Origin of the sequence: Halalkalibacter oceani, from assembly GCF_023715605.1 — a bacterium.
Lineage (GTDB): Bacteria > Bacillota > Bacilli > Bacillales > Bacillaceae_D > Halalkalibacter > Halalkalibacter oceani.
Genome location: NZ_JAMBOL010000007.1, coordinates 54,792 through 80,974, shown reverse-complemented (window position 1 = coordinate 80,974; position 26,183 = coordinate 54,792). Strand labels below are relative to the sequence as shown.

Here is a 26,183-nt window from a genome sequence, read left to right as displayed (position 1 = left end):
AACCGGGAGTCGATGAATGAGCAGGAAAGCTGTGGAATTCAAGCGGATAATGCGGTAAGCTTCAAGAAAGAGAGTCGAAATGGGGGGTATGATGAAGTCGTTTCTGTATTCCTTGCTGCTTTCAGCCGGTTCCTATGTCTTCCTTATTCTTTTGGCGGTGGTTACAGCAGGTCAGGCCGGGCTTGTGCAAATGGCCGGGTTTATCGCAGCGGTTATTTTTTTCTTGTCAGCTGTTCCGTTTCATCGGGCGTTGTACCATGGGAGCAGGGGTGCAGAGCCGACGTATACAGCTTACGTGCCGCCTGATGAACATTTGCATCAGCGAATGGCGGCACGGCACAAAGAACCGAAAAGCGCCGCAAGATCCATTTTGCTGTTTGCCGCGGCAAACAATCTCATCATTACGATCATTCTAGCACTTATTTTTTAACGCTCATCTGCTCTTTCCAGGATTGCCCGAGACCTTAGTGAAGTGTTGTGTCATCAAACGGCTGAAGCGAGGGTTTACGCTGATGTGGCGCATCAGGAAGTGACCGGGCAGGCGCCTATCAGTCTGGCAATATCTAAGGAAGTAACAGGGGATGTAGCTGATCCTGTAGCAGAAACGCCGGTTGCAGGAGGCGCGCCGCCATCAAGGCTCTGCGCAATTTAAACTGAACAGCATGAAAGGAGAGAGATGGCCGGATGAGCCTCATTGAAAAGTGGTACTCGGTGCTAATTTTGGCGGCGGTCCTCATTGGATTGAGCCTCGGCCAATTCGAATCGATCAGCGCTCATGCCGAGCTGGTAATTATGCCGTTGCTGGTAGTGATGCTCTATGTGACTTTCTTGCAAATTCCGTTCAGGGATATCACGAAATCAGGTAAAAACGTCACGTTTACTATAACGGCATTACTGATTAATTTTGTATGGACACCGCTGTTCGCCGCCGCTTTGGCGTTCGTATTTCTGGCTGATCACCCGGCGATCTTTATCGGCTTTATGATGCTGATGGTGACGCCGTGCACGGACTGGTACTTAATTTTTACCGGAATCGCGAAGGGAAATGTGGCGCTTTCGACAGCGATCCTTCCTTTAAATTTAATTGTGCAGGTTATTTTGCTGCCGGTCTATTTGCTCGTGTTCGGAGGCGCGACCGGTGTCATTGAGCTTTCGCTTTTCGTCGAAAGTGTCGCTATCGTGTTAGTCATTCCATTTGTTTTAGCGTTATGCACAAAAGCTTTTCTAAGGCAGAAGCGTCAACTGGCAGATCAGCTGTTAGCAAGGGTCAGCACGCTGCCAATCGTGTTTCTCTGCCTGGCGATTGCGGCGATGTTTGCTTCGCAGGGAAGGGTGCTGCTGGCGAATCTCGATGTCTTATGGTACATGATCATTCCGCTTTTCTGCTTCTTTCTCGTAAACTTCATCATTAGTCAAAAGGTCGGTCAGCTGATGAAGTTCTCCTATAAAGACCGGACAAGCTTAAGCCTAACAACATTAGCGAGAAATTCCCCAATTGCACTGGCGATTGCGATGACGGCGTTTCCCGATGAACCGTTAATCGCCTTAACGCTCGTAATTGGGCCGTTGCTCGAGTTGCCCGTTCTCGCTTTCGTGGCGCAGCTTTTGTTATCGCGAAGGAAAAACGAAGTAGAAAATGATTTTCTGAGGTGAGAGGATGTCGATCAAAGGAATCAATCATCTTTTGTTTTCTGTGTCTGATTTAGAAAAGTCGATTGAGTTTTATAAAAATGTCTTTGAGGCGAAATTACTGGTCAAGGGGAGAAGCACCGCCTATTTTGATTTGAACGGGATGTGGCTTGCTTTAAATGTTGAAAAGGATATTCCGCGCAATGATATAAACGAATCATACACCCATATTGCTTTTACAGTCGATGAAGCAGAGATTGATTCTTTATATAAAAAGCTGGTAAAGCTCAATGTGACGATTTTGCCGGGGCGCCTGCGGGATGAAAGAGACAAGCGCTCGCTATATTTCACCGATCCGGATGGTCATAAATTTGAATTTCATACAGGGACGTTACAGGATCGCCTTGATTACTACAAACAGGATAAACCGCATATGGAATTTTTTGATTGAATACGATGTAGGACAAAATCCAGGCTGCTAAAAAAGTGAACCTTCACTTTTTAGCAGCCTGGATTTCTATCCCCAACTTAGAGCATGAGAGAGAGGTTCATAAATTCGCGCAAGGAAGCGGACAGATGCTGATCTTTGCGGTAAATGAAGAGCGTGTTGACCTTGCCGAATTGTCGTGGAATAGGGTGCAGCACCAATTGAGTTGCTTCGCTGTGCTTTTCGACGACGCTGCGCGGAAGCAGGCTGACCCCGAGCCCGGCTGAGACGCAGCCAATAATCCCGTCGAGTGTGCCAAGCTCCATCATCTTTTCCGGAATCACCCCTTCATAGCGCAGCCAGTCCTCGAAGCGGGCCCGGTATGAACAGCCGTTGCGAAAGACGAGAATGGTTCGGTTTTCGATATCTCGTAAAGAAGAGAGAGGCTGATGGTGCGTATCGGTGAGAAGCACAAGCTCCTCTTCAATCACCGTTTCGCAGGCGAGATCGGGATGCTCGACGGGCCCGGCAACAAATGCGCCGTCAAGCTCATAGTGAAGCACGTCTTGAATGCTCTGTTCGGTCGGTCCGGTTTTTAAGGTCAGATCAACAGCAGGATGCTGGCGGTGAAAGGTTGAAAGCAACGCTGGCAAGCGGACCGCGGCCGTCGTTTCCATCGAACCGATCGTTAAAGAGCCTTGTGGCGTTTGATCATCCCTCATGACGCTTTCCATTTCTTCTAAAAGCTGAAACAGTTCATCCGTATAGGAAAGGAGTAATTTTCCTTTTTCTGTTAAGGTCGTACCGCGGTTATGGCGATAAAAAAGCGTCGTTTGCAAGGTCGCTTCCAATTGGCGGATTTTGGCGGTGAGATTTGATTGTGCGTAGTTGAGCTCATTTGCCGCCCTGGAAATACTGCCTAATCTGGCAACAGCCTGAAAAAATCGTAATGCCTGAAAATCGATTGGAATCCCACCTTTCCTATTGATATATAAAATACAGATATCGGAATATCTATTTTACGTATTATACCATATAGCAGAAAACAGGTAAGATAAAAAAGAACGGAGGTGAAAGAGTGACGAAGCACCCTTTGCTTCTTTTGACAGGAGGCATTTTTGCCTTAATTGTTGCGATGGGAATTGGGAGATTTGCTTATACCCCGCTTCTTCCCTTGATGCAACAGGCGCTTTTCTTTACGGATGCAGACGCCGGCTATCTTGCTTCAAGCAATTACGCCGGCTATTTAATCGGAGCCTGTTTAGCAGGAGTGCTTCCTTTGGCTAAAAGAAAAACCTTCTATGTCAGGTCCGGCCTGGTTGTCAGCATTGTGACGACGCTCAGTATGGGGCTGACCACTTCCTATTTTCTGATGCTGCTGCTACGGCTTGCTTCCGGAGTGGCGAGCGCGTTTATTTTTGTGCTTGCTTCAAGCATCGTGCTCGATAAGCTGGCAGCAACGGGGAGAACGAGCTGGTCGGGTCTGTTCTATTCAGGAGTCGGGCTTGGAATCTTTTTCTCTACCTTATTTATTCCCGGCTTGCATCATCTGTTTGATTGGCAGGGAGTCTGGATTGGACTGGCGGCTGTCAGCGTTCTTCTCGCGCTTTTCATTTGGCTGTGGCTCAAAGATTCACCGGGCCCCGCGACGAAAAGGGAACAGCAAATCAGCGCCGCGCCCGCGCCACCCCGTAAGTGGCTGCCATGGTTAATTGCCTCCTATGGGTTGGAAGGACTCGGCTATATCGTAACAGGAACGTTCATTGTCGCGATTGCCGCCAATACGCCGGCCTTTAATGGTGACGCGACAATTGTCTGGACGGTTGTCGGTTTAGCGGCGGTGCCATCCTGCATCATCTGGTCGATGCTCGCGAAAAAAACGGGCTATAGCAAGGCATTGATGATGGCGATGGTTCTCCAATCCGTGGGAATTGCCCTGCCTGTCTTTTCCTTGTCGCAAGTCAGTCTACTCATCAGCGCCTGCCTGTTTGGCGCGACGTTTATCGGCATTACGACATTGGCAACGACATTAGCGAGGCAAATAAGTCCGACAAACAGCAATCGCGTCATTGGCTATTTAACGGCAGTTTATGCCGGAGGCCAGATGATCGGTCCGACACTTGCCGGCATCCTTTCCTCATACACGGGGAGTTATCATTCAGCTTTAATCGGAGCTGCGAGCGCTGTCTTCCTCGGTGCGCTCCTGCTTGTCGGCGGAATTCGATACGATCAGGCAACTACTCATAATGAAAGGGGACATTTGCATGCCATATATAAACATTAAAATTACGAAGGAAGATGTAACACAAGAGAAAAAAGCGGAGCTGATCCGCGGAGCGACGCAATTGCTCGTCGATGTTTTAGGAAAAAATCCGAATACGACAGTTGTGACGATTGATGAAGTTGAAACGGATAATTGGGGGATCGCCGGCGAAACCGTAACGGTTCGTCGCGCAAAAGGTCAATAGCATAAAAAGGAGTATCCGGGCGGGCTGTTCGATTCGGCCCGCCTGTCTTTCTGTTGTAAAAGTAGCTGAGGGAAGAGCGCCGCCTGCTGCTTCTAAGAAGAGCCGCCGCGCGATTTTTTGATCGTCAGCACGTCTTTTACGACGAATGAGGCACAAGCAATTCGTTCAGAAAAAACAGTATCGTCCTGCGCAAAAAAGTTCAGCAGCTGGTAGCGACTTTCTTCTTTACGTAAGCCATATTGTTCAATTGTCAGGTTGGCATGATCGGCAATCCAGTATTCAGCTACGCCGAAGCTTGCATACGATTCCAGCTTTTCGGTCCGGTCCTGTTTCGCTGTGCTCGGTGAGATGATTTCAATGACCAGATCGGGCGGTCCGACGATAGCATGTTCTTCAATAATATGTTCACGACTTCTGTGGATCAGTAAAATGTCCGGCTGCCTTGTCTCTTTTTCAGAGAGAACGACGTCTATTGGGGCATCGAAGATAATGTACTCTGATTCGCATGAGTCTGTCAGTGTTCGCTCAAGCTTGTGACTGATACGCTGATGGGTCGTGCTTGGAGAAGGCTTCATTTCCAGGACACCATTAATGATTTCATACTGGTTTCCATCTTCAGGCAAGCGGTAATACTCGTCAATTGTCCAATTGTTTTCTTTAATACGCACCGGCTGAGGTTTTTTCTTTGTCATCTCCTTAGTCCTCCTTATTTTTCGATCATTTGCCCCGCGAAGCTATTCTGATGAAAGTACTCCAGTTGCTGTCATTATATAATAATGCTAAACCGGATGAAAAGCGGATTACCGGTATTTTCGTGCGATAGTTGGCTTGCGTGAGGTATGATGGAAGCAGGATTCATCAAGAACAGGAGCGTGAGTGGATGAAGAAGCCGAAAGTAAACAAAAAGGAAGTAAGGCAGCCTGAAGAAATCTGGAACGCGGTGATTGCAGCGCTTGTGGAATATGAGTATCCGACAGAAAGTGAGGCAGTCAATGATGCGTTCAATCTGTTTCACTACTACTCCGGGATGGAAAGCGGCGGCCATGAAGGCTTCCTTTCAGCGGCAGAGGATATGATTGAAGCGGTAGGAAGTGAGCATTATTTTCAGGAGCTGATAGCCGCACTTGAGAAGATTGGCGCTCATGACTGTGCGCGAATTGAAAAAGCATATGGGCAAAAATTATGGAGCTTGTATCAAGCGCTCGAACATGATGAAAGCGAAGAAGATCCGTTTTACAGGCTAATTGAAAAAGCCGATGAGGAATATGGCCGACTTGGCGGGAAGCTGGAGCAGATGCTGGAAGGTTACTTTATAGAACATTACCACGACTTCATTGATGTCGTGGAGAAGTAAGGTTTCAAAGAGCAGGGGGCAACTTTCCCTGCTCTTTGAACTGTCCGGTAGTTAAAACAGCTCTCACGCAAGAGATCCTTTGCCTGCCTGGCCAAAGTCTGAAAATACAGCACCTAAGCTGTGAGCATTTTCCCGTGAATGATCCATTCGGCCAGCAGCAGGTTGATGATCCAGCAGAGCCAGACGGCGATCGTGTAGGATGCCCCGTAGGAAAAACCGACTGCATGATGACTAATGGCGACAATGATATAAATCGTCATGTTGGCGAAGGAAAGCAGGAAGCTCCTTGTTATCCAGCGGCTGTGCAGAGCGATCTGTCGTTTCCTTGCATAGAAATAGCCGAGAAATGTGGTGACGAGCCACAGTGTATTTAATATGAGAAACCCGATGGTGCTGATCCAGCCTCCTGTGGCAAAAAAGGAGACGTAGACACCGGGAATGAAATTCAACAAAATCGACAGCACATAAATTCGGCCATTCCAGCGGTGAAAGCTCAACGACTTTTGCCGAAGCGCCTTAATCGCGCCGAGGGGGCCGGTTATCAGAGAGAGGATGGCAAGAGCAATGTGAAGCCGGACCATCAGCAGCCAAAGCGCTTCATTTGTAAGCAGTTGATCCTTGCGGGAAAGAAAAGAGTTCAGGCTTGGATCAACGATGAAGTTTTTTGAGAAGGTATGCAGCACCCACATCAAAGAGAAGGAACCGAGCGCGATTATTATCATTTTTTTTATAAATGAGGTCTCCTTTCTAAGAAAACAGCTGACGGTTCGTCATGATGAACAAAGAAGCAATAATCATTAACGCTGTCAGCCAGCTGTACGCTTTTATTTTTGCGAGATGCGGCCGATCTTCAGTGCTTATCTGCTTCAATTGTTTTGTCATCATCCCGATCAATCCGGCTGCCAGGATGAGCAAGGATACAGACAGGCCGACCCAGAGCATGGAAGGGTGGGCAGAATAGTGGACAACAAGCCAGCCTCCTGTCACGAATAAAGAAAGCAAGGCATAATGACCGGCCCGGGTGAAGCTAATAATCGTTTGCAGGGCTGCCTTTCGCTCCTTGCCTGTCCGGCGGGTAACCGTGTGAACGACGAAGGGCAGCGAAAGGAAGCTGCCGAGAAACAAGGCACTGGCGACATGAACGAAAACAAGTAAAGAATACATAGTCGTTACCTCGCTAGGAAATCCGTCTGCCTGTTAATCTCGATGCTGGAAGCAGACCGGCTTTTGCCTCTCCATGGAGCTGGTTATTATCGATCACTACGCGGAACTTAAGCGAAAGCCGCATTGGTTTAGTGACATTCATCGACCACGTGCCCTCGTTTCCTTTAAAGGTGAGCTGTTCTAAGCGGACGGTTTCCTCTCCTTGTGTCGCTGTCCCGGTGAGCCGGCCATCCTTGTTGGTGAAGCTGAATAAAACGTGCTGCTTTCCTATTGGGGTAGCGATTGTCGCCTCCCAATCTCCCTCAATGGTTGGACTGGCATCCGCTTTAGGTAGAGCGGGGAATTCATCTTCCGCTTGCGGCTCTGTCTCTAGCGGGGCGCTGCCGCTGTTACTCCAGACCGTTCCTCGGCGCTCATAGGCAAACAGCTGTTCAACAGCGTGGGCAATTCGCGGCCCAAGCTCCCGTTCGACCAAATATAGAGCGACATCCAGTCCCGACGTGATACCGCCGCCGCTGACAAGATCGCCATCATCGACGACGCGGGCGTGAACAGGAATGGCGTCCATCGCTTTTAATAGCTCCATTCCGAGATGGTGGGTGACGGCATGACGTCCCGCTACTAATCCGTCCATCGCTAAAATAAGCGAGCCGCCGCACACTGTCGCGAGCAGAAGATCAGGCTTTCCCGCCGCCTCTTTAAGAAGAGGACCTAATTCTGTATTGGCGGCCTGCTGTAATTTGTGCGGGATCGAGTCCGGGCCGTCATCAACCGCTCCGGCCGCCCCTGGAACGAGGATCAGGCCGTCACGCGTTGGATCGAGTCCGGCGTTCGCCTGAAGAGGCAGCTGGTTAACGCCACTGCGTACAAGCCGCGCTCCTTCGGCCGAGACGAGCTCGACCGTGACTTCTTGGTCGCAGCAGGCCGCGGCCGCTGTGAATACTTCATATGGGGCGATGACGTCCAATACATCAAAGCCATCAAACAGGACAATCTGAATATGCATGGTGGGGACCTCCGTTTTGAAAGTTAGCTTTATACAAAATGAGAATAGCAATCATCTGTCTCAAAATAAGGAGCAAAAGCATCACAAAAGGATCACAACTTGTCACGTTTGTTTGTTGCCTGCGGGAAAAATGGTAAACTGGTTGTGGTTGAAAGGGGTGGGGATCGATGAAGCATACGGTGTTAATCGTCGACGATGATCAAAGTATTGTTGAACTGTTACGGGATTTTTTACGAAATGACGGATTTGAAGTGAAAACAGCCTATGACACCGGACAAGCGCTGGTGCTGTTTGCTGAAAGCACGATCGACTGTATGATCGTTGATATTATGATGCCGGGACCGGACGGCTTCGAATTATGTCGTCATATTCGTCAAAAAAGCGACGTGCCGATTTTGTTTCTAAGTGCCCGCAGCGACGATGTTGATAAAATTCGCGGTCTCGCTCTCGGAGGCGATGATTATATCGTCAAAACAGCTTCGCCAGGGGAGATCGTAGCCCGGGTGAAAGCTGTTTTGCGCCGTGTGTCCAGCCAGAAGGGCCGAAAAAGCATGGTACTGCATTATGGCGGGCTTAGCTTAAATGTATCGACGCGAGAAGTAAAGATCGATGGCAGACAGGTCTCGCTCACTCCGAAGGAATACGAACTATTAAAGCTGCTGGCCGAGCATCCTAAGCAGGTGTTTACATATGAGCAGCTGCTTGAGAAGTTTTGGGCCGGAGTTGGCGATAAACATACCGTGCGCGTCCATCTCAGCAGACTGCGCGAAAAAATTGAAGCGGAGCCAAATGAGCCGCAATATATCGTCAATGTTTGGGGGATTGGCTATCGCTTTATAGGAGAACGAGATGAAAACGATTCGGATTCGTAAATTTACCTTGCTCAGCTTATTTTTTATTTCTCTTGTTCCGTGGGTGTTCTTAGTGACTGCTCATGTCATCAACACAAAGACTTTCAGCTTTGATCCGACGGACTCTCAGCAAGCCAATCTTAAACAGACAGCGCGGCTGATTGAAGCTAATATGAAAAACTGGACAGATCAAGCCTGGCAAATGCAATTTTCCGCTTACTTGCAAGAGCAGGATGTTGAGGCGGAGATCGTTTCAGCTGCGGGTGAGGTGATTTTTCAATCAAATGCTGCGGGTGAGAGGCGCTTTACAATAAGTGAACAATTTTCGCTTGTCGAAGATGGAAACGTCACAGCCCGTGTCGTCGTTTATCAGCAAAATTCCCGGGCGATTCAGCTGATCGCGGCGTTTGCCGGATTTCTTCTGGCGCTGTTTCTCGTTGGTCTGGCGATGAGGCGCTGGATCATCACACCGCTCGAGCAATTAAGCTTTAACGCGCGCCGACTGGCGGATGGGGATTTTGAGGTGGAGCTGCCTTCATCGAGAATGAAGGAAATCGCCGATGTTCGCGACGGGTTTCAAGTGATGGTGAGAGGACTTACGGAGTCGTTCCGGAAACAGATTGAGCTTGAAGAAGAGCGCCGCTTTGTCATTGCAGCGGTCGCCCATGATCTGCGCACTCCTTTATTCGCCCTGCGCGGCTATTTAGATGGACTGGAGCAGGGAGTCGCCCGGTCGCCGGAGCAAATCTCAAAATATGTTGCGGTCTGCAAGGAAAAGTCGGCTCAGCTTGACCATCTCGTGGAAGAGCTGTTTACGTTTACGAAGACGGATTATAGGGAAAGCCCGCTTCAACGAAAGCTTGTGGACTTCGGCCAGGTGTGCAAGCAAGCGGTCGATACGATCACACCGCAGGCGCGGCAACGGGATGTATCTATTTTAGTAAAAGAGGCTGAGGCATCATGCTCTGTTCTAGGAGACGCGCATTTACTGGAACGAGCGCTCACGAATATGTTGGATAATGCAGTGCTGCATTCCCCTCAAAATGGTAAAATTGTTATCGAATATGAACAGATAGCTGGAAATGTCAGCTTTACGTTCCGTGATGAAGGCATGGGCTTCACCGCTGAAGAGCTTCAGCATGTTTTTGCACCATTGTACCGCGGCGAGGAATCGCGTAACCGGGCGACAGGCGGAGTTGGATTAGGATTAACGATTGCGCGGAGAATCATGGAGCAACACGGCGGCGAGCTGCACGCTGCTAATCATCCCGATGGAGGAGCAGTGCTGAGCGGCCGTATTCCTGCCGCTTCTGAATAGGAGAGAGGATTATTATGCGGTGACGTAGTGTGCAAGCATGACGATTTTTGTATCGATATGAATGAGTACCTGGTCGAAGCCGCCGCTGAGATGAAGAAGGTGGCAGTGGCTTCGTTCTGCGCAAGTTCCATACCGAGAACCCCTTTCGGTAGGGAACTTTAAAACCAGGCGCAGACTTCGCGCACTGCTACAAAGGCTCCTTAGTTAGAATCTACGAAACGGTTACAGGTGAATTGGGAGGTGGCAAACTGTATAAGGAGTATACATTTCCGCAATATGATGGAGGGTGTGGCAGCTAATAGAAAATTAGGTTCTCCCGCTTCTATAACCGGCGCTTCGAGGAGTCTCAAAAGGTTGAATAAAGCCCTTTTGAGGCTTTTTCTTGTTTCGCGTTAACAATTCCTTAAAAAGATTTTTACGATTTATTAACCTTTCATACTTGGTGCCAAGGTATTTTAGAAGAAAGACTTGCTTCAAGGAGGTTGCCATGAAAGTAGAACTCCATTGCCACACGAATATCTCCGATTGTCCGCTGTCGATTGAGGCTGTCCTGGCACTAGCTCTCGAACAGGGGGTAACACATGTGGCTATAACGAACCATGACACAACGAAGGGACTTGAAGAGGCGATGGAAACAGGCCGGACGATGGGGATCGAAGTGATTCCGGGAATTGAGGTTTCCGGCTTTGATTTTAGCAGAGAGAGACGTGTTCACATTTTAGGATATTTTATTGAACCGGGACATTGGAAAATCGATGCAGTTTGCCGGCCACTGTTGGAACAAAGACACCGTGCTTCTCAGAAGATGACAGAGCGCCTGCTGGCAGCCGGCTATAAGATTACATGGGAACGCTGCCTGGAGCTGGCCGAAGGAGGAACCGGCGTGTACAAGCAGCATATTATGCAGGCGCTGATTGAAGCGGGGTATACGGATTCAATTTATGGACCGCTCTATAAAAAGCTGTTTAGCCGTGGTCAAAATGGAGAAGAGCCGGGGATTGCCTATATTCCAATGAATTATATTGATGCTAAGACGGCTGTAAAGGTGATTCGGCTGGCGGGAGGGGTGCCGGTGCTTGCTCATCCTGGACAATATCGCAATTTTGAGATGGTTCCGGAATTGGTGGAAGTGGGCTTAGAAGGGATCGAGGTCTGGCATCCGCTGCATACAAAAGAGCATGAGCAACATGCAATGGAGCTCGCCAGCAAATATGACCTCGTGAAGACGGGCGGTTCGGATTTTCATGGCTCATATGGGGAAGCTCCGGTGCTGTTAGGAAGCAAAAGCCCAGGGGTGGAAGCACTTGAGTCACTCAAATTAAGAAAAGAAAGATTGGGTGTATAATATGGTACTTATTGATCAAACGAAAAAAGAAAAAGAGCTTTCCACACTGCCTAATATTGAAGAGTCGAGCCGAATTATCAAAAGTGAGATCGGGGAGTGGACTTCCATTGGTCCTAATAATCGGATTGTCGAATCTTCGTTTGGTGACTACACATATACGATGGAGGATGTGACTGTCAATTATACGGAAATTGGCAAGTTCAGTTCGATCGCTTCTCATGTTTGCATTAATCCTGTTCAGCACCCGATGGACCGAGTTACTCAGCATCATCTGACATATCGTAAAGCAGCATATCGTTTTGCGGAAAACGATGATGAGGCCCTGTTTGACTGGCGCCGTAGTCACAGGGTGAAAATTGGGCATGATGTCTGGGTCGGACACGGGGCGATTATTATGAAGGGTGTTGAAATCGGCACAGGGGCTGTCGTTGGCTCCGGCGCGATCGTCACCAAAAACGTCGAGCCTTATACAATCGTCGTTGGCTCTCCTGCCAGACCGATTAAGAGAAGATTTTCAGAAGAGGTGGCCAATAAATTGCTTGAAATTGCCTGGTGGGATTGGTCGAGAGAAAAGCTTGAAGAGCATTTTGAAGAACTTAATGATGTTGATGCTTTTTTGAAGAGGCACGGATGATGACGGCGGCATGAGCCGGTAGTAGCCGTTTCGAAGTTCAAGCCTGTCGGTTAAAAGCAGGTTCGAAGGGAGCGATGTCAAATGTCCGAAAAAGCGATGCTGGTTGATCGACTGATTGCGGAAATACAGGCAGGCAACTATAAACCTAACGATAAACTGCCGTCGGAAAATGAGCTGGCAGATGATTGTAACGTACCAAGAATCGTGGTACGCAAAGCATATGAAAGGTTGCAGGAGCTCGGCTATATTTTTTCCGTGCAAGGAAAAGGGAGCTATGTCCAAAATAAAAAGCTGCAAATTCCGCTCATATTGACTGGGGATACGAGCTTTAGTGAAAAGATGAGGGAGCTGAATTATGATTTTGAAACGAAGAATCTGGCCTGCGAAAAGATTCCATATGATTCTTTCATCTATCATGTTCTCCGGGTAAAAAAAGAGGAGACGGTATACAAAATCAGCCGGCTGCGTGTAGTTGAAGGCTATCCAATAGCTGTACATACGTCGTTTTTATCTCAATCTACTTTTACCAACATTGAGCGGGAAGGAACAGAGATTACTTCAACCTTTCACTATTATCGGCAGCACGGCTATACCGAGTTTGAACCGATGAAGAGTCAACTCAGCGTCATCTTCCCAACGAAAAAGGAAAGAGAGCTCTTAAAATGTCCAAGCCTCGTTCCACTTCTTCTGCTGGAATCCGGCTGCACGGATCGAAAGTCCGGCACCGTTCTTGAATATTCGAAAATCATGTACCGAAGCGACTGTTTTACGTATCTTATTTAAAGAGCTGGAGGCTGGTCGAAAGGAGGAAAAATCACCTTTTGACCAGCCTTCTTATCATGCGGTAAGTTTTTCGGTAATACCTTGTCACCTCTCCCCGTTACGTTCACCGAGTGGCGTTATGATTCCGTCCATACTGACTGAATTTTTCTTCTGGCGATAGTCCTCTAATTCTTGCTTACTTTTATTTTCAGCCCATTGATGAAGGGTATCCCTCTCACCATCGTATGAATAGAAAGGCACGCTAAATCCGCAAGAAGTTTTTACCGTTTCAATTCGGGCTCTCACAATTTGCCGGGCGCCAGGAAGGATGTTGAAATGCGGCGCCACCTCATCCCATTCTGCAGTACCTGGCAATAGTACCTCGCCTCTGCCGTAAAGGCGTAAGATCAGCGGAGGACCTTCAAACGCTGCGAACATAAAGGTGATTCTGTGATTCTCTTTTAGATGGGCGCTCGTTTCATTTCCGCTCCCGGTCAAATCTAAATACGCGACATCATTCGGCGAAAGAATTCTCAGGACATCATATCCTTTTGGAGAGATGTTGACATGTCCGTCCCCGGATAAAGGTGCTGAACCGACAAAAAACATTCGTTGCTTGCGGATAAATTCTTCGTGACCCGGCAGAATGGATGAATAAACTTTTGCCATTATATCGTCCCCTTTTTCTACTATGCTGTTAAAGCCTATCGTCTTATTACCGTGTGGGATAACCGCACCTTTTGCTGTTTTAATTTTCTTAATAGTATGGTGTTTTCTTTACTAAAGTCAATGGGATCCTTTCGGAATAAATGTGCTTCGTTGATAAATTCCCTCGTCTTAACACGTTTTACAAAAACGATACAAACTTCACTGTTCTTTAACGTGCGCGCACTTGGCAACAAGATACAGTATAGTTGTCAAGCAAAACGTTCGACGGAGGTCTTTATATGAAAAGAAGACGCAGAACTGAAATTCTAATAAATGGCTCGCCGAGTCTAGCAGAAGAGATGGCGGAGACCATTCTTGAAAGCTATGAAGTGAAGGTCATTCAGAAGCCGGAGCATGGGCTGGTGATGATGAAAGTCCGGGAAACCTCAAAAAAGAGCCTGTTTTATCCCGGGGAAGTGTTAGTAACCGAATGCAAGGTACAAGTGGAAGGAAAGGTAGGCATTGGCATTGTGACCGGTGACAAGCCGGAGCTGGCGCGGCATCTGGCGATCATCGATGCTGCGTATCAAGCAAATGTTCCTGAAACGATGAAATGGGACGGTCTGCTTGAAAATGAGGAACAGGCGATTGCTCAGGCGAAAGCAGCAGAGAAGCAGTCAATTTTAAAAACGAAGGTTAATTTTGAAACGATGGATGTTTCGTAAGGAGGGACAGATGGTGACATTCGATTATATTCATGATATCCAGACTGTTTACCGGAAAGTGGTGAATGCTACTTCACGGCCAGGACAGCTGGCTGATTTAGCGGAGGAAGTGGCGTTGCTTGAGGAGGATGGCAAAAATGATTGCCCGGCTTCATTTTTACTGCTGGCATTAACGTTATTTGATCAGGAAGTGACGTTTGCAGTCATGTCAAAAAAAGCGGAAGTCATATCAAAAATTCTGAATCAATTTACATATGCGAAGCCGGTTGCCATCGAGCAGGCGGATTACATCTTAATTCTTCAGGATGCGGGGGAAGGCGCTTTACAGGAAGCCATCGGAAAGGCGAAATCCGGCACGTTAAGAAATCCGCATACATCCGCCTCACTCATTGTCGAAGTGGAAAAGGTATCGAATAACCAAACGTTGCAGCTGAAAGGGCCGGGTATTCGGACAACGGCGTTTATCGATGTCAAGACTAGCGAAAAATGGTTAGAGCTCCGGCAAATGAAAAACAGGGAATATCCGCTTGGCGTTGATTTCCTCTTTATTGATCAGGAGCAGCAGCTTTTGTCATTGCCGCGCACTACACAAATTTCTGAAAACAGGGTGATCGTCTAATGGGCTATGTAGCAGTTAAAGGCGGAACGCAGGCGATTGAAGAGTCGATTAAGCGCTTAAAATTTGAACGGGTGGAGCAAGGAAAAACAATTGAAATTGACAGAATAAAAGCCGGGATGCGAGGACTGATTGATCAGGTGATGTCAGAAAGCAGTCTGTACGATGAGACGCTGGCTGCGATTGCGATTAAGCAGGCGGAAGGAAATCCGGAGGAAGCGGTTTTTCTATTAAGGGCGTACCGCTCGACGGTTCCACGCAAGCATTATTCCAGAGTGATTGAATCGAGCGACATGAGGATCGAACGCCGAATTTCGGCCAGCTTTAAAGATATTCCGGGTGGACAAATTCTCGGGGCAACAACCGATTATACTCACCGGCTGCTCGATTTTCAATTAATGAAGGAAACCGATGAAAGCATAAAGGACTGGCTGAAAGAATACAGCAGCGAGAGCTCGCTGGATCAAGAAGCGAATGATGCTGCTCAAACGTTGCCGAAAGTGCTCGATTACTTGCGCAAGGAAGGCTTGCTTCCTCCATGTGACAATAACGATCAAGAGCCGGATGATGTCACCCGCGACAGTCTCGAGTTTCCATCGACGAGAAGCCAAAGGCTGCAAATATTAACGAGGGGACAAACCGGGGCGGTCACGTCATTTGCCTATTCGGTTATCCGCGGCTACGGGGATTTGCATCCAACTGTCGGTGAGCTTCGCACCGGGTACCTGCCGGTTACGATCAATCATCCGACGGCGGACAGTGAGGACGAGGCAGATGGTTACTATATCGGCGAAGTGAAAGTGACTGAAGTCGAAATGCTGATGCCGGTCACAGTTGAGAAGGAATATGGAAAAAAGGAAATGGAGTTTGAAATCGGCTATGGCCTTTGCTTCGGCCAAAACGAGACAAAGGCGATCGCGATTGGAATTTTAGATTATTGTCTCGAATATCCGAATGATGAGTTTCCAAGTCATAATGAAGAATTTGTCCTCTATCATATCGATTCCGTAGAGTCAACCGGCTTCATTTCGCATCTTAAAATGCCGCATTATGTGACGTTCCAATCGAAGCTGGACAGTGTCCGGAAGACAAAAAAAGACGAAAAGCAAGAGGTGAGAAGCTGATGAATCCGGCCTATAATTTTGCTTTTTTTGATGAAGGCTCGAAACGGGAAATTCGCCGCGCCACACTAAAGGCGATCGCGATTCCAGGCTACCAGGTTCCCTTTGCCTCCCGTGAAATGCCAATTGGCAGGGGCTGGGGTACCGGCGGCTTGCAGTTAACGCTCTCCCTCATTGGCAGAAACGATATTTTAAAGGTGATTGACCAGGGTTCCGATGAATCGGTTAATGCCGTCAATATTAAAAAGCTCGTCGTTGATACAACAGGCGTGGAGACGACGGAACATACAGCGAAGGCGACGCTGATCCAGTCGAGGCACAGAATTCCGGAAGTGCCGCTGACGAGTGAGCAAATTCTCGTCCTTCAAGTACCGCTGCCGGAGCCGCTGCGCTATTATGAGCCGAGCGAAAGTGTCACGAAGAAGCTCCATGCTGAGAAAGAATACAGCGGGGCGTGGCTGATGCTCTTTGAGCAGATTATGAAATACGGCAGCATGACGACCGGAGCCGACCATCCCGTTCTCGTCCATGATCGTTATGTCATGGCGCCGAGTCCGATTCCGCGCTTTGATAATCCGAAAATGAACGAAAGTGAGGCGCTTATTTTGCTTGGGGCCGGACGTGAAAAGAAAGTGTACGCCGTTCCTCCTTACACAAAGGTTGTCTCACTTGATTTTGACGATTATCCGTTTGCCCCGGAAACCTTTGCGGATAAGCAATGCCGACTGTGCGGTTCGACGGGGGTATTCTTGGACGAGCTGTTCGACGAGGGAGCTGATGAGGCAGTCTATCAATGCAATGATACGAGCTACTGTCTTGAAAAATTAAATGCGGCTGAGGTGAACTAAATGACTGAATTTGAAGTTCCGGTGTTATCGGTGAGGAATTTGCATAAGCAGTATGGACCTGGCTGCGAGCATTGCCGCGATGAGCAATCGGCAACCTTAGTGAAAAATCACTGCCAGGTTTGCGGAACGGTTTACGCCTGCCGAAATGTTTCCTTTGATGTCTTTCCAGGCGAGGTGCTAGGAATTGTCGGGGAGAGCGGCAGTGGAAAATCGACGCTGATGCAGTGCCTTTATTTTGACCAGGAAGTCACGAGCGGAGAAGCGTTTGTCAGCGCTTTTGAAAATGGCGAAGAAAACTTATTTGAGCAGTCCTCCCAGCAGCAGCGCTATATTCGCAATCACATTATGGGAAAGGTCTATCAAAATCCGCTGCTAGGCTTACGGATGAATTTCTCCTCAATCGGCAATATTGCAGAAAAACTGATCGCAGCGGGCAGCCGTGACGTCGGCATGATGGAGAACAGGGGAGCGGAGCTGCTTAATAAGGTGAATATTCCTGTTCATCGCCGGAAAGAAGCACCGAAAAATTTTTCGGGAGGGATGCAGCAGCGCGTGCAGATTGCCAAGGCGCTTTCCAACAATCCGCCTTTGCTGCTGCTGGATGAAGTGACAACGGGACTTGATCTTTCTGTTCAGGCGAGCGTTCTCGATTTAATTAAAGGCCTTCAGCGCGAGCTGAACATTAGTATGGTTCTCGTCTCCCATGATTTAGGCGTGATCCGGATGCTGGCGGACCGTACGCTCGTCATGCTGGATGGAATGGTGATTGAGCAAGGCTTGACCGACCAGATTTTGGAGGATCCACAGCACCGTTATACCCAGCAATTGGTCCACTCCCTGCTTTAACGTCGGCCAACATTCTGAAGGTTAGGAGGAAATGCTTTTGTATGTAATCACAAATGGAAGATTGATCACCGAGGATACGGTGTTGCACGGCTATGATCTTTTAATTGAAGAAGACCGGATCGCCAGAATTGCTCCAATTGGGGAGATCAAGTTCAGGGAAGGAATGGAAATCATTGATGCGGGAGGCGGTTTTGTTTCTCCTGGCTTTATCGATATTCATTCAGACTATATTGAGCATATGGCTGCCCCGCGTCCAACGTCGCTGATGGATTTTAATTTGAGCTTAAGAGAAACAGAGAAGGAATTAATCGGGCACGGGATTACGACAATGTTTCATTCTCTTTCGCTTTTTAAAGGAACGGAGTATGAATACAAACCGATTCGCGAGCCGGAAAATGTCCGGAAATTTATCGATTTAATTGAGCAGAGTCATAAAACGAAGCATCTCGTCCGCCATCGGTTTCATGCCAGATTTGAGATTGATAATATCGGTGAGGTTGATAATCTAAAGCGCTACATCGCTGAAAAGAAAGTCCATTTAGTTTCCTTTATGGATCATACGCCGGGACAGGGGCAATACCGTCATTTAGAAATTTATCGTCAAACGGTAAAAAGCTATAACAATGTGAGCGACGCCTCGATTGACGTGATGATTCATAATCACCAGACGAAGGAAAAGCTTTCGATGGAGAGCATGAAGGAAATCGCCGAGCTTGCTCACGAGCACCGGATTGCGGTGGCTTCGCATGATGATGACACACTTGAAAAACTGGAGCTTGTCCACAGCTTCGGTGCGACGATCAGTGAATTTCCAATCACGCTTGAAGTGGCTGAAAGAGCGCGGGAGCTTGGGATGTATACGATTGCCGGGGCCCCGAATGTTCTGCTCGGCGGATCGCATAGCGGAAATCTTTGCGCGGCAGAAGCCATTCAAAAAGAGTCAATTGATATATTGTGCAGCGACTATTATCCTGCGGCGATGCTTCACTCTGTCTTTGCCCTGGTTGACAAATATGGAATGGACCTGGCGGAAATGATGAAGCTTGTCACGATCAACCCGGCTAAAGCAGTCAAAATGGATCATGAGATTGGCTCTGTTCGCGAAGGGAAAAAAGCCGACCTGCTCATTATTGAAAAAATCAGCGATCAGTTTCCGGTTATTACGAGTGTCTTTGTCGATGGACAACTGATTCAGAAAACAAACTATCGGATATAAAGCTTGTTTCCAGCTTCTGAAGAGGTCGCAGCTGGGAAAGAAATAAGAAAGCGGGTGAGCATGTTGGAATCTCTTCTGGAAATTAAAGGGTTATCGAAGTCGTTTGACCTCCATAATTTAGACAAGCATATCCGGGCGGTCAGCGATATTGATATTCAAGTGAAGGAAGGCGAATTTGTCGGTATTACCGGGAAAAGCGGAAGCGGAAAGTCGACGATTTTAAAGTGCCTCTACGGCACGTACCGGATTCAGGAAGGAAGCATTTCGTACGAGTCGAAAGCTTTTGGCCCGCTTAATCTGGCTGAGGCGACCGAGCGGCAAATGCTTTATTTACGAAAGCATGAAATCGGCTATGTGTCCCAATTTCTAAATGTAATGCCAAGAACGACAGCGAGGCAGCTTGTTAAGCAGGCGATTTTGGAGATGGGGGAAAATCAGCAGCTTGCAGAATTGGAAACTGAAAAGATTCTCGCCCATTTTGAATTAGATCCAGCCTTATGGGACAGTTACCCAGCTACGTTTTCGGGAGGTGAAAAGCTCAGGCTTAATATTGCAAGAGCGATGGTCAAAAAGCCGCGGCTGCTTCTGCTTGATGAGCCAACCGCAAGTCTTGACCAGGAGTCGAAAATGAAAGTTAAGCTTCTGATTGAACAGCTGATGAAGGAAGGAACGACGATTTTGGGAATTTTTCATGATCTTGAGTTTATGAATCATCTATGTGACCGTGAGTATAACATGCAAGATGGAGTATTCTCTTATTCTACCAAATTTACTAACTTTTAATAATTGCTAATATCGTCTTAATAGTAGGTTGACAATTACGAGCTATAGTAGAATTGGGAAATTAAAAAAGTGAGGAGATTTTATGATGAAAAAATCATTGCTATATGTACTGACGTTCATTTTGCTATTCATTGCTGGTTGTTCTTCTTCAGGTACAGCAGGACAAGACAGTATCACAATTGCCTGGCTTCCGAATGAATCCGGCACAGATTTGACAGACACACGTGATGAAATTGGTAGAATGATTGAAGAGAAGACGGGCGCAGAAGTTACGCATCAAACGACAACGGATTATATTGTGGCGATCGAGGCAATTGCTAACGGAAATGCGGACATGGCTTACTTAGGGGCGCAAGGGTACATTGAAGCGAAAAATAAAAATGACCAGGTTCTTCCGCTCGTCGTCCCGTCCGGTGAGTCCGGTACGTTGGACGACGCGATTTACTATAGCTGGCTTGCTGTAGAAATAGAAAATGCTGATGAGTACAAAAATGGTGATGAGTTCGCGATTGACAACATCCAAGGAAAGAGATTCTCGTTTGTCTCGAACAGTTCAACCTCAGGCTTTCGGGTTCCTTCCACTGGAATTGTCGATTATTTCAGCGAACAGCCTGGCTTTGAAGATGTAACGGCAGACGATCTGCTTGAAGGTGGCGACAATCATTTCTTTAGTGATGTACTGTATGGCGGTTCTCATCAAGGTTCAGCGGTCAATCTGCTATCTGGGAATGTCGATGTTGCTGCATTTTGTGATACATGCGTCAATAACTACGTTGAATTGATCGAAGGCGAAGAAAACCGGCCGGGGGCGATTTATAAAGTAAGAGAGGACGCGGCAGAGCCGTTCAATACGGTAACAGGGAAAGAATTTATCCTTATTTCCGTCACTCCTGTGTTAAACGCACCATTTGTCATTAATGGGGACAACATTAACGAAGAGATGCAAGCAGAGCTGCTTGAAGTTATGACATCTGATGAGGTGGCGAACAACGAGAAGATTTTCGTGCCTGAGGACTCAGATTTTTCCGGATTGTTTTCAAAAACAGCGGACGAGCGTTTAGTTGATGTTGAGGACGCCTGGTTTAATCCGATTCGCGAGCTTTCTAACTAAAAGGATAAGAGGAGAGTTAACTATGACAGCCTTACTTGAAATCAATCATCTGTCCAAACAATTTGGAAATGATACAAAGGCATTATCTGATGTTAGCTTCTCCGTCAACGAGGGAGAGTTTGTTTCCATCATCGGTCCATCCGGTGCGGGGAAATCGACTCTCCTCCGCTGTATCAATCGGATGATTGATGCCTCACACGGAGAGATTACCTTTGATCGGATCGACGTCATGAATGTTAAAAAGAAGGACTTAAAAAAGGTGCGAACGAAAATCGGAATGATTTTTCAGCATTATAATTTAGTGAATCGCTTAAGTGTGATCGAAAATACGCTTCATGGAACGCTTGGGAAAAAGTCAACTTTAGCGGGGGTTCTCGGCCTATACAGTCAGGCGGAAAAAGAGCAGGCGATCAGAATTTTGTCGCTTCTTGGGCTGGAGGACTTCATCTACAAACGGGCTGACCAGCTGAGTGGAGGTCAGAAGCAGCGCGTCGGTATTGCGAGGGCGCTCGTTCAGGATCCGCGGATGCTTTTGTGCGATGAGCCGATTGCCTCACTTGATCCAAATTCGGCAAAAACAATTATGGATCATCTCCGGACGGTTTCAACAACGATGGGGATCACTGTTCTCGTCAATCTTCATCAAGTCGATGTTGCGCTGAAATATTCGGATACGATTATCGGCATTAACAAGGGCCAGGTCGTCTACAATGGAGCCCCGAAAGAGATGACAAAAGAAGACATTCAGCAAATTTACGGATCCGAGGCTGAAGATCTAATCTTTGACATAGGAGGCATCCATGCAAGCTGATTTTTTTGCACGAAAAAGGAGAAACACTCTCGGATTTCTGCTCGTCTTAGGGTTGATCACACTCGGTGCGATCCTCATTACTGAGTATAATATTGTCAGAGGGTTTGAATCATTTCCGCGGGCTGTTATATGGGCACTTGGGAATTTTTATCCGACGCAGGAATCCTTATCGCGGCTGCCGGGTATTTTAAACAGTTTAATTGAAACGCTGCTCGTATCGATTGCGGCGACAACGCTTGGTGCGATGTTTGCGCTCCTATTTGCTGTACTCGGTTCAAACACAACTCGCGTCAATGCGTTCTTCGGTAGTATTTGCCGCGGGATCGCGACGGTCTTTCGGAATATTGATGTGGCAGCCTGGGCGATGATTCTGCTTTTTTCCTTTGGTCAAAGCTCATTAACCGGCTATTTCGCCCTGTTTTTTGCTTCGTTTGGTTTTTTAACAAGATCCTTTGTCGAAACGATTGATGAAGTAAGCGGGGGTTCGGTTGAGGCATTAAGAGCGACTGGAGCAAGCTATTTTTCGATCATTGCCCAATCGGTCGTTCCATCCAGTCTTCCGCAAATGATCAGCTGGGTTCTCTTTATGATTGAAACGAATGTCCGCAGTGCGACGCTCATTGGCCTTTTAACAGGTTCCGGCATCGGGTTTACCTTTAATCTGTATTACAAAAATCTGAATTATGATATCGCCGCCCTTGTTGTAATTGCGATTGTCGTCGCCATTCTCCTTATTGAAGCCGTATCAAATTATGTAAGGAGGGTGATTTTATAGTGGGTGCCAAGGAGCAAATGATCGGAGAAAAGCCGCTGCTTCCTTCAGGAAAGCGCCTGAAAGTTAAAGTCTTAACGAAGTCGACGATTGTGATCAGGCTGACGCTGTTGACGCTGGCGTTCCTGACGGTCTATGCTTTTTTCAGCTTCGATTACAAGGAAATCAATTTTTTTGAGGCGTTGCTTATCACATTCGCGAACTTGAAAGCAATGTTTGTTGAACCTCATTTTCAGCATTTTACGTTCGGACATGCGGTTCATCAAGTTTTTATTACACTGGGTCTTGCTTTTTTAACAACTTTATTTGGAGCGATCATCGCTGTCTTTCTCGGCCTGCTGGCCGCCGAGAATTTAACGTCAAAGCGCGTCTCTGCCGTCATTAAAGGTCTTGTTGCTTTTATCAGGGCCGTCCCGACCGTGTTATGGGTTCTTATCTTTGCTGTCGCCGCAGGGCTCGGCAGTGTCGCCGCCGTCATCGGCATGACATTTCATTCTGTCGGCTATTTGGTGAAAGCTTACTCAGAATCCTTTGAGGAGCTTGATAAAGGAGTCGTTGAAGCGTTGCAGGCGAGCGGAGCAGGCTTTTGGCAAATCATCTTTCAGGCTGTCATTCCATCCTCCCTCACCTATATGATTTCCTGGACATTTCTACGCTTTGAAATCAATTTCGCCGTCGCGGTGGCGATGGGAGCGGCCGCCGGAGCGGGAGGAATCGGCTTTGACATGTTCATGGCAAGTAATTTTTACCTCGATATTCGCGAAATCGGCACGATTACTTACTTTATCCTTATCATTGCCGTTATGCTCGAGATCGTCGCCACACAGTTTAAGAAAAAATTGAAAGTAAATGGATGAGATGAGACGGGGTGTGTTAAAAAGGAGGCTTCCTTTTGACACATCCTGTCTTTTTTAATGAAAAAATTGAAAGAATTCCATTATAATAAGAGGTGAGTGATAGTATGATAGTGATTAATTAACAAAAGCAGAATAAAGAGGAGGGGTTGGATGGCTCATCAACGATTTCGTCAGACGATTGATTCAGAGGAAGAACTTCGTGAAATTGTTGGGTTTCCGAGTAAACTGGTCAAGAACAAGGTGATTTCTCATTTGGACAGCCATTGTAAGGAGTTTATAGCAAAATCGCCATTTTTGCTGATTTCCACTGCTGATGAGGAAGGCTTCTGTGATGTGTCCCCGCGGGGAGATAAGCCGGGATTTGTTTATATTCTTGATGATAAGCATCTCATTATCCCGGAAAGACCAGGCAATCGGAGAATCGACTCGATGCGCAACATTTTATCTAATGCCAGAATAGGGCTGATTTTTATTATACCCGGCATGGAGGAAACGCTGAGAGTTAATGGAAAGGCGACATTGGTGAAGGATGAAGATCTCCTTGATAAAATGAAAGTGAACGAGCGCCAGCCGCTTTTAGCAATAGGCGTGGAAGTGGAGGAAGGCTTCATTCATTGCGCCAAAGCATTTAAGCGTTCAGGCTTGTGGGATGCTGACTCCTGGCCTGAGAAAGAAACACTGCCATCAGCTGCCAAGATTTTATCGGCCCACTCCAAAATTCCAAATGAAGATGTTGCCGATTTGCTTGAAGAAAGCTATACGAAGCGGCTTTATTAATGGAGGCTGAGGATTTACAGACAGGTTGGACGACTTGTCTGTAAATCCTTTTTTGTTTTTGACTGGGAGGATGACCAAAGATGCTATTGGGGCAGTGCCTTTTCTTTTCACGGTTGTTTTAGTACGATTGAATAAGAGGATTCTGCCAGCAGGTGCTGGAAAACCTCCTTCGGTTTAAGGGACGAAAATACATAAGAGTGGAGGCAAAAAGCTTCTATATGGATGCGCATATGGTGAAACAGGCACTCAACAGGATAACATCAATGTCTCCGGCATTTGCTGAGGAACAGCCGGAGCTGGCCGAGGCGATCGCCCGATATCGGGCCTTTTATCATTTGCCGGCAACTCAATGCACCCATCAATACGGCTATATCACGACGACAGGGAAGCAACGAGTATTCGTCCAGCGCTTCGCTCCTGATAGCAAGGGGAAGCAGGAAACGGTGCTGCTGCTTCACGGCTATCTTGACCATCTCGGTTCTTTGTCGAAGACAATTCACTTTTTAGTGGAGGAGGGCTATACGGTCGTCGGCTTTGATTTGCGCGGGCATGGGCTTTCGACGGGGGACAGAGCAACGATTAAACAGTTTAAGGAGTACGAGGCTGACCTTCATTGCGTTTACGAGCAGGTTCTCGCCGGTAGACAGCCTGTCCATTTGCTTGGCCACAGTACCGGGGCAACGGTCGGGCTGCATTATTTGCAGCGGCGGAGAGAGGCGTTTGACAAGGTTATTCTGATTGCGCCGCTTTTGCGGCCGTATATGTGGCGGCTATCGACGGTAGGTATGTCGTTTGGCAAACGCTACATAAAGAAGCTGAAACGGGTCTTCACAAAAAATTCCACTGATCAGGCCTATTTAACTTTTACAAAAGCTGATCCGTTGCAGGAAAGGAAGCTTCCGCTTGATTGGCTGGTGGCGTTGAAGCAAATGATTGACGGAGAAAACAAACGGCATCCTGCAGACGAGGAGCTTGTTTTTTTAATGATACAGGGTGACAGGGATCGCACAGTCGATGGACGGTACGGAAGAAGCTGGGCGATCGCCCATTATCCGCAGAGCACATTTGTGTTGATGAACGGCGGCAGGCATCAGCTTTTGAATGAAGAAGCGGTGATCCGTACTCAGACTTTCAGATTGATTGCACACTATTTACGCCATAAACAGGGGGAGTAAGCATGGAACGAATAAAGTTGGCCGAAGATTTGTCTTTCTCACGGCTCGTGTACGGGCTGTGGAGGCTGGCGAATTGGAAGCAATCAAGCGGACAGACTCTTGATCTGCTGAAATATGTTTATGAACAGGGCGTTACAACATTTGATCACGCCGATATTTATGGAAGCTATACATGTGAAGAGCTGTTTGGAGTTGCTCTTGCCAAGGAGCCATCCTTGCGGCAAAAAATTGAAATTGTCACGAAATGCGGGATTGTTCTCCCTTCGCCGCAGCGACCGAACCATAAAACGCATCATTATCATACATCCAAGTCCCATATTATTGCCTCGGTGGACCAGTCGCTTAAAAATTTGCAGACGGATTATATTGATGTTCTGCTCATTCACCGGCCTGATCCGCTGATGAATCCTGAGGAAGTGGCAGAAGCCTTTGAGACACTAAAGAAAGACGGGAAAGTACGTTACTTTGGTGTTTCCAATTTCAAAAGCGATCAGCTGACGATGCTGCAATCGTATGTGTCAGAGAAGCTGGTGATCAATCAGGTCGAGCTTTCTCCGCTCGTTTTGGAAAACATCGAGGACGGGACAATGAATGCTTGTTTGGAGAACAGGCTCGTTCCGATGATCTGGTCACCGCTCGCCGGCGGCAAGCTTTTTTCGGACATGAGCGAAAAAGGAGTGCGCGTCCGTGAAGCGTTAACAGAGGTGCAGAAAGAGATTGGCGCCGGCTCGATTGATGAGGTCGCGTATGCTTGGATTTTGCGTCATCCGGCTAAGACAATGCCGATTATCGGCACGCAGAAGAAGGAGCGGATTCAAGCGGCAATCAATGCGCTGCAATATGAGTTAACTCTTGATCAATGGTTTGCGATTCTTCACAGCTCGCTCGGCCATGAAGTGCCGTAAGAGGGTGAGAGAAA

The 26,183-nt window shown here is 47.5% G+C and carries 32 protein-coding genes; 26 read left to right on the top strand and 6 right to left on the bottom strand.

The genetic code is table 11. The annotated features are described in order from the left end of the window. The first annotated feature begins 91 nt into the window (after positions 1–91). The 4 genes from M3202_RS09995 to fosM are packed head-to-tail and all read left to right on the top strand — an operon-like array spanning position 92 to position 2,080. The gene (locus M3202_RS09995; protein ID WP_251223199.1) at positions 92–430 is read left to right on the top strand and encodes a hypothetical protein; all 339 of its coding nucleotides are present in this window, start codon (positions 92–94) and stop codon (positions 428–430) included. A gap of 42 nt (positions 431–472) precedes the next feature. Further along, positions 473–652 (top strand): hypothetical protein, encoded by a 180-nt coding sequence (locus tag M3202_RS09990; RefSeq protein WP_251223198.1) that lies wholly within the window; start codon positions 473–475, stop codon positions 650–652. A 32-nt stretch (positions 653–684) separates the two neighbouring features. Then, positions 685–1,653: an arsenic resistance protein gene (locus tag M3202_RS09985; protein WP_251223197.1), complete on the top strand. Its 969-nt coding sequence runs from the start codon at positions 685–687 to the stop codon at positions 1,651–1,653. Positions 1,654–1,657: 4 nt separating this feature from the next. Beyond that, positions 1,658–2,080: a FosM family fosfomycin resistance protein gene (gene fosM / locus M3202_RS09980; RefSeq protein ID WP_251223196.1), complete on the top strand. Its 423-nt coding sequence runs from the start codon at positions 1,658–1,660 to the stop codon at positions 2,078–2,080. 77 nt (positions 2,081–2,157) lie between these two features. Here fosM and M3202_RS09975 read toward each other — a convergent pair whose 3' ends face one another. Then, complete coding sequence (locus M3202_RS09975; protein WP_251223276.1) at positions 2,158–3,021, bottom strand: LysR family transcriptional regulator; 864 nt, start codon at positions 3,019–3,021, stop codon at positions 2,158–2,160. A 113-nt stretch (positions 3,022–3,134) separates the two neighbouring features. Here M3202_RS09975 and M3202_RS09970 point away from each other — a divergent pair, with 113 nt between their 5' ends. Both M3202_RS09970 and M3202_RS09965 read left to right on the top strand, forming a co-directional pair. After that, on the top strand, positions 3,135–4,340 hold the full coding sequence (locus tag M3202_RS09970; protein WP_251223195.1) for a YbfB/YjiJ family MFS transporter: 1,206 nt from the start codon (positions 3,135–3,137) through the stop codon (positions 4,338–4,340). Then, entirely contained in the window at positions 4,321–4,524 is a 204-nt protein-coding gene (locus tag M3202_RS09965) for a 2-hydroxymuconate tautomerase family protein (protein WP_251223194.1), read from the top strand. The genes M3202_RS09970 and M3202_RS09965 overlap by 20 nt, the downstream gene beginning before the upstream one ends. A 92-nt stretch (positions 4,525–4,616) precedes the next feature. On the opposite strand, the gene M3202_RS09960 is transcribed toward M3202_RS09965, so the two are convergent. Continuing rightward, positions 4,617–5,216 (bottom strand): Uma2 family endonuclease, encoded by a 600-nt coding sequence (locus M3202_RS09960; RefSeq protein WP_251223193.1) that lies wholly within the window; start codon positions 5,214–5,216, stop codon positions 4,617–4,619. Positions 5,217–5,404: 188 nt separating this feature from the next. Here M3202_RS09960 and M3202_RS09955 point away from each other — a divergent pair, with 188 nt between their 5' ends. Continuing rightward, positions 5,405–5,878 carry a DMP19 family protein gene (locus M3202_RS09955; RefSeq protein ID WP_251223192.1) on the top strand — a complete coding sequence of 158 codons (474 nt, stop codon included), beginning with the start codon at positions 5,405–5,407 and terminating at the stop codon, positions 5,876–5,878. A gap of 113 nt (positions 5,879–5,991) precedes the next feature. Here the strand turns inward: M3202_RS09955 and M3202_RS09950 are convergent, their stop codons facing one another. From M3202_RS09950 to M3202_RS09940, 3 genes are read right to left on the bottom strand one after another with little or no spacing between them, the layout of a single operon-like run. Then, positions 5,992–6,567: a DUF2306 domain-containing protein gene (locus tag M3202_RS09950; RefSeq protein ID WP_251223275.1), complete on the bottom strand. Its 576-nt coding sequence runs from the start codon at positions 6,565–6,567 to the stop codon at positions 5,992–5,994. A gap of 58 nt (positions 6,568–6,625) precedes the next feature. Further along, on the bottom strand, positions 6,626–7,042 hold the full coding sequence (locus tag M3202_RS09945) for a hypothetical protein (RefSeq protein ID WP_251223191.1): 417 nt from the start codon (positions 7,040–7,042) through the stop codon (positions 6,626–6,628). A 13-nt stretch (positions 7,043–7,055) separates the two neighbouring features. Further along, positions 7,056–8,048 carry a DJ-1/PfpI family protein gene (locus M3202_RS09940; protein WP_251223190.1) on the bottom strand — a complete coding sequence of 331 codons (993 nt, stop codon included), beginning with the start codon at positions 8,046–8,048 and terminating at the stop codon, positions 7,056–7,058. Positions 8,049–8,215: 167 nt separating this feature from the next. Here M3202_RS09940 and M3202_RS09935 point away from each other — a divergent pair, with 167 nt between their 5' ends. The 5 genes from M3202_RS09935 to M3202_RS09915 all read left to right on the top strand — a co-directional run bounded on the left by M3202_RS09935 (position 8,216) and on the right by M3202_RS09915 (position 12,979). Beyond that, on the top strand, positions 8,216–8,920 hold the full coding sequence (locus tag M3202_RS09935) for a response regulator transcription factor (RefSeq protein WP_251223189.1): 705 nt from the start codon (positions 8,216–8,218) through the stop codon (positions 8,918–8,920). After that, positions 8,898–10,217 carry a sensor histidine kinase gene (locus M3202_RS09930; protein ID WP_251223188.1) on the top strand — a complete coding sequence of 440 codons (1,320 nt, stop codon included), beginning with the start codon at positions 8,898–8,900 and terminating at the stop codon, positions 10,215–10,217. The genes M3202_RS09935 and M3202_RS09930 overlap by 23 nt, the downstream gene beginning before the upstream one ends. A gap of 487 nt (positions 10,218–10,704) precedes the next feature. Further along, the gene (locus M3202_RS09925; RefSeq protein ID WP_251223187.1) at positions 10,705–11,562 is read left to right on the top strand and encodes a PHP domain-containing protein; all 858 of its coding nucleotides are present in this window, start codon (positions 10,705–10,707) and stop codon (positions 11,560–11,562) included. Position 11,563: 1 nt separating this feature from the next. After that, complete coding sequence (locus M3202_RS09920) at positions 11,564–12,196, top strand: DapH/DapD/GlmU-related protein (protein WP_251223186.1); 633 nt, start codon at positions 11,564–11,566, stop codon at positions 12,194–12,196. Between the two features lie 81 nt (positions 12,197–12,277). After that, complete coding sequence (locus tag M3202_RS09915; protein ID WP_251223185.1) at positions 12,278–12,979, top strand: GntR family transcriptional regulator; 702 nt, start codon at positions 12,278–12,280, stop codon at positions 12,977–12,979. Between the two features lie 84 nt (positions 12,980–13,063). On the opposite strand, the gene M3202_RS09910 is transcribed toward M3202_RS09915, so the two are convergent. Then, positions 13,064–13,627, bottom strand: coding sequence for a pyridoxamine 5'-phosphate oxidase family protein (locus M3202_RS09910; RefSeq protein WP_251223184.1), 564 nt, complete (start codon positions 13,625–13,627; stop codon positions 13,064–13,066). A 278-nt stretch (positions 13,628–13,905) separates the two neighbouring features. Between M3202_RS09910 and phnG the strand changes: the two genes are divergently transcribed. From phnG to M3202_RS09840, 14 genes are all read left to right on the top strand, one after another. Further along, positions 13,906–14,331, top strand: coding sequence for a phosphonate C-P lyase system protein PhnG (gene phnG, locus M3202_RS09905; protein ID WP_251223183.1), 426 nt, complete (start codon positions 13,906–13,908; stop codon positions 14,329–14,331). 13 nt (positions 14,332–14,344) lie between these two features. After that, positions 14,345–14,950, top strand: coding sequence for a phosphonate C-P lyase system protein PhnH (phnH, locus tag M3202_RS09900; RefSeq protein WP_251223182.1), 606 nt, complete (start codon positions 14,345–14,347; stop codon positions 14,948–14,950). Beyond that, positions 14,950–16,071, top strand: coding sequence for a carbon-phosphorus lyase complex subunit PhnI (locus M3202_RS09895; RefSeq protein WP_251223181.1), 1,122 nt, complete (start codon positions 14,950–14,952; stop codon positions 16,069–16,071). The genes phnH and M3202_RS09895 overlap by 1 nt, the downstream gene beginning before the upstream one ends. After that, complete coding sequence (locus M3202_RS09890; RefSeq protein ID WP_251223180.1) at positions 16,071–16,916, top strand: alpha-D-ribose 1-methylphosphonate 5-phosphate C-P-lyase PhnJ; 846 nt, start codon at positions 16,071–16,073, stop codon at positions 16,914–16,916. The genes M3202_RS09895 and M3202_RS09890 overlap by 1 nt, the downstream gene beginning before the upstream one ends. Further along, a complete protein-coding gene (locus tag M3202_RS09885; protein ID WP_251223179.1) occupies positions 16,917–17,762 on the top strand; it encodes an ATP-binding cassette domain-containing protein in 846 nt (281 codons plus the stop codon). 37 nt (positions 17,763–17,799) lie between these two features. After that, complete coding sequence (gene phnM, locus M3202_RS09880; RefSeq protein ID WP_251223178.1) at positions 17,800–18,978, top strand: phosphonate metabolism protein PhnM; 1,179 nt, start codon at positions 17,800–17,802, stop codon at positions 18,976–18,978. A gap of 63 nt (positions 18,979–19,041) precedes the next feature. Beyond that, complete coding sequence (locus M3202_RS09875) at positions 19,042–19,761, top strand: phosphonate C-P lyase system protein PhnL (protein WP_251223274.1); 720 nt, start codon at positions 19,042–19,044, stop codon at positions 19,759–19,761. Between the two features lie 85 nt (positions 19,762–19,846). Beyond that, the gene (locus tag M3202_RS09870) at positions 19,847–20,872 is read left to right on the top strand and encodes a PhnD/SsuA/transferrin family substrate-binding protein (protein WP_251223177.1); all 1,026 of its coding nucleotides are present in this window, start codon (positions 19,847–19,849) and stop codon (positions 20,870–20,872) included. Between the two features lie 22 nt (positions 20,873–20,894). Continuing rightward, a complete protein-coding gene (gene phnC / locus M3202_RS09865) occupies positions 20,895–21,683 on the top strand; it encodes a phosphonate ABC transporter ATP-binding protein (RefSeq protein WP_251223176.1) in 789 nt (262 codons plus the stop codon). Continuing rightward, on the top strand, positions 21,673–22,458 hold the full coding sequence (locus tag M3202_RS09860) for a PhnE/PtxC family ABC transporter permease (RefSeq protein WP_251223175.1): 786 nt from the start codon (positions 21,673–21,675) through the stop codon (positions 22,456–22,458). Before phnC ends, M3202_RS09860 begins: the two co-directional genes overlap by 11 nt. A gap of 17 nt (positions 22,459–22,475) precedes the next feature. Then, positions 22,476–23,312, top strand: coding sequence for a PhnE/PtxC family ABC transporter permease (locus tag M3202_RS09855; RefSeq protein WP_251223273.1), 837 nt, complete (start codon positions 22,476–22,478; stop codon positions 23,310–23,312). 150 nt (positions 23,313–23,462) lie between these two features. After that, positions 23,463–24,089 (top strand): pyridoxamine 5'-phosphate oxidase family protein, encoded by a 627-nt coding sequence (locus tag M3202_RS09850; RefSeq protein ID WP_251223174.1) that lies wholly within the window; start codon positions 23,463–23,465, stop codon positions 24,087–24,089. Between the two features lie 263 nt (positions 24,090–24,352). Continuing rightward, positions 24,353–25,264, top strand: coding sequence for an alpha/beta hydrolase (locus M3202_RS09845; protein WP_251223173.1), 912 nt, complete (start codon positions 24,353–24,355; stop codon positions 25,262–25,264). 2 nt (positions 25,265–25,266) lie between these two features. Then, positions 25,267–26,169 (top strand): aldo/keto reductase, encoded by a 903-nt coding sequence (locus M3202_RS09840; RefSeq protein ID WP_251223172.1) that lies wholly within the window; start codon positions 25,267–25,269, stop codon positions 26,167–26,169. The last annotated feature ends 14 nt before the right edge of the window (positions 26,170–26,183 follow it).

Coding starts and splice junctions, on each gene's coding strand:
- phnG (WP_251223183.1), top strand. CDS start 13,906: ATGAAAAGAAGACGCAGAACTGAAATTCTAATAAATGGCTCGCCGAGT.
- M3202_RS09910 (WP_251223184.1), bottom strand. CDS start 13,627: ATGGCAAAAGTTTATTCATCCATTCTGCCGGGTCACGAAGAATTTATC.
- M3202_RS09870 (WP_251223177.1), top strand. CDS start 19,847: ATGAAAAAATCATTGCTATATGTACTGACGTTCATTTTGCTATTCATT.
- M3202_RS09860 (WP_251223175.1), top strand. CDS start 21,673: ATGCAAGCTGATTTTTTTGCACGAAAAAGGAGAAACACTCTCGGATTT.
- M3202_RS09885 (WP_251223179.1), top strand. CDS start 16,917: ATGACTGAATTTGAAGTTCCGGTGTTATCGGTGAGGAATTTGCATAAG.
- M3202_RS09925 (WP_251223187.1), top strand. CDS start 10,705: ATGAAAGTAGAACTCCATTGCCACACGAATATCTCCGATTGTCCGCTG.
- M3202_RS09895 (WP_251223181.1), top strand. CDS start 14,950: ATGGGCTATGTAGCAGTTAAAGGCGGAACGCAGGCGATTGAAGAGTCG.
- M3202_RS09915 (WP_251223185.1), top strand. CDS start 12,278: ATGTCCGAAAAAGCGATGCTGGTTGATCGACTGATTGCGGAAATACAG.
- M3202_RS09890 (WP_251223180.1), top strand. CDS start 16,071: ATGAATCCGGCCTATAATTTTGCTTTTTTTGATGAAGGCTCGAAACGG.
- M3202_RS09955 (WP_251223192.1), top strand. CDS start 5,405: ATGAAGAAGCCGAAAGTAAACAAAAAGGAAGTAAGGCAGCCTGAAGAA.
- M3202_RS09855 (WP_251223273.1), top strand. CDS start 22,476: ATGATCGGAGAAAAGCCGCTGCTTCCTTCAGGAAAGCGCCTGAAAGTT.
- M3202_RS09995 (WP_251223199.1), top strand. CDS start 92: ATGAAGTCGTTTCTGTATTCCTTGCTGCTTTCAGCCGGTTCCTATGTC.
- M3202_RS09940 (WP_251223190.1), bottom strand. CDS start 8,048: ATGCATATTCAGATTGTCCTGTTTGATGGCTTTGATGTATTGGACGTC.
- M3202_RS09930 (WP_251223188.1), top strand. CDS start 8,898: ATGAAAACGATTCGGATTCGTAAATTTACCTTGCTCAGCTTATTTTTT.
- M3202_RS09920 (WP_251223186.1), top strand. CDS start 11,564: ATGGTACTTATTGATCAAACGAAAAAAGAAAAAGAGCTTTCCACACTG.
- M3202_RS09935 (WP_251223189.1), top strand. CDS start 8,216: ATGAAGCATACGGTGTTAATCGTCGACGATGATCAAAGTATTGTTGAA.
- M3202_RS09985 (WP_251223197.1), top strand. CDS start 685: ATGAGCCTCATTGAAAAGTGGTACTCGGTGCTAATTTTGGCGGCGGTC.
- M3202_RS09950 (WP_251223275.1), bottom strand. CDS start 6,567: ATGTGGGTGCTGCATACCTTCTCAAAAAACTTCATCGTTGATCCAAGC.
- M3202_RS09845 (WP_251223173.1), top strand. CDS start 24,353: ATGTCTCCGGCATTTGCTGAGGAACAGCCGGAGCTGGCCGAGGCGATC.
- M3202_RS09850 (WP_251223174.1), top strand. CDS start 23,463: ATGGCTCATCAACGATTTCGTCAGACGATTGATTCAGAGGAAGAACTT.
- fosM (WP_251223196.1), top strand. CDS start 1,658: ATGTCGATCAAAGGAATCAATCATCTTTTGTTTTCTGTGTCTGATTTA.
- M3202_RS09965 (WP_251223194.1), top strand. CDS start 4,321: ATGCCATATATAAACATTAAAATTACGAAGGAAGATGTAACACAAGAG.
- phnC (WP_251223176.1), top strand. CDS start 20,895: ATGACAGCCTTACTTGAAATCAATCATCTGTCCAAACAATTTGGAAAT.
- M3202_RS09960 (WP_251223193.1), bottom strand. CDS start 5,216: ATGACAAAGAAAAAACCTCAGCCGGTGCGTATTAAAGAAAACAATTGG.
- M3202_RS09945 (WP_251223191.1), bottom strand. CDS start 7,042: ATGTATTCTTTACTTGTTTTCGTTCATGTCGCCAGTGCCTTGTTTCTC.
- M3202_RS09840 (WP_251223172.1), top strand. CDS start 25,267: ATGGAACGAATAAAGTTGGCCGAAGATTTGTCTTTCTCACGGCTCGTG.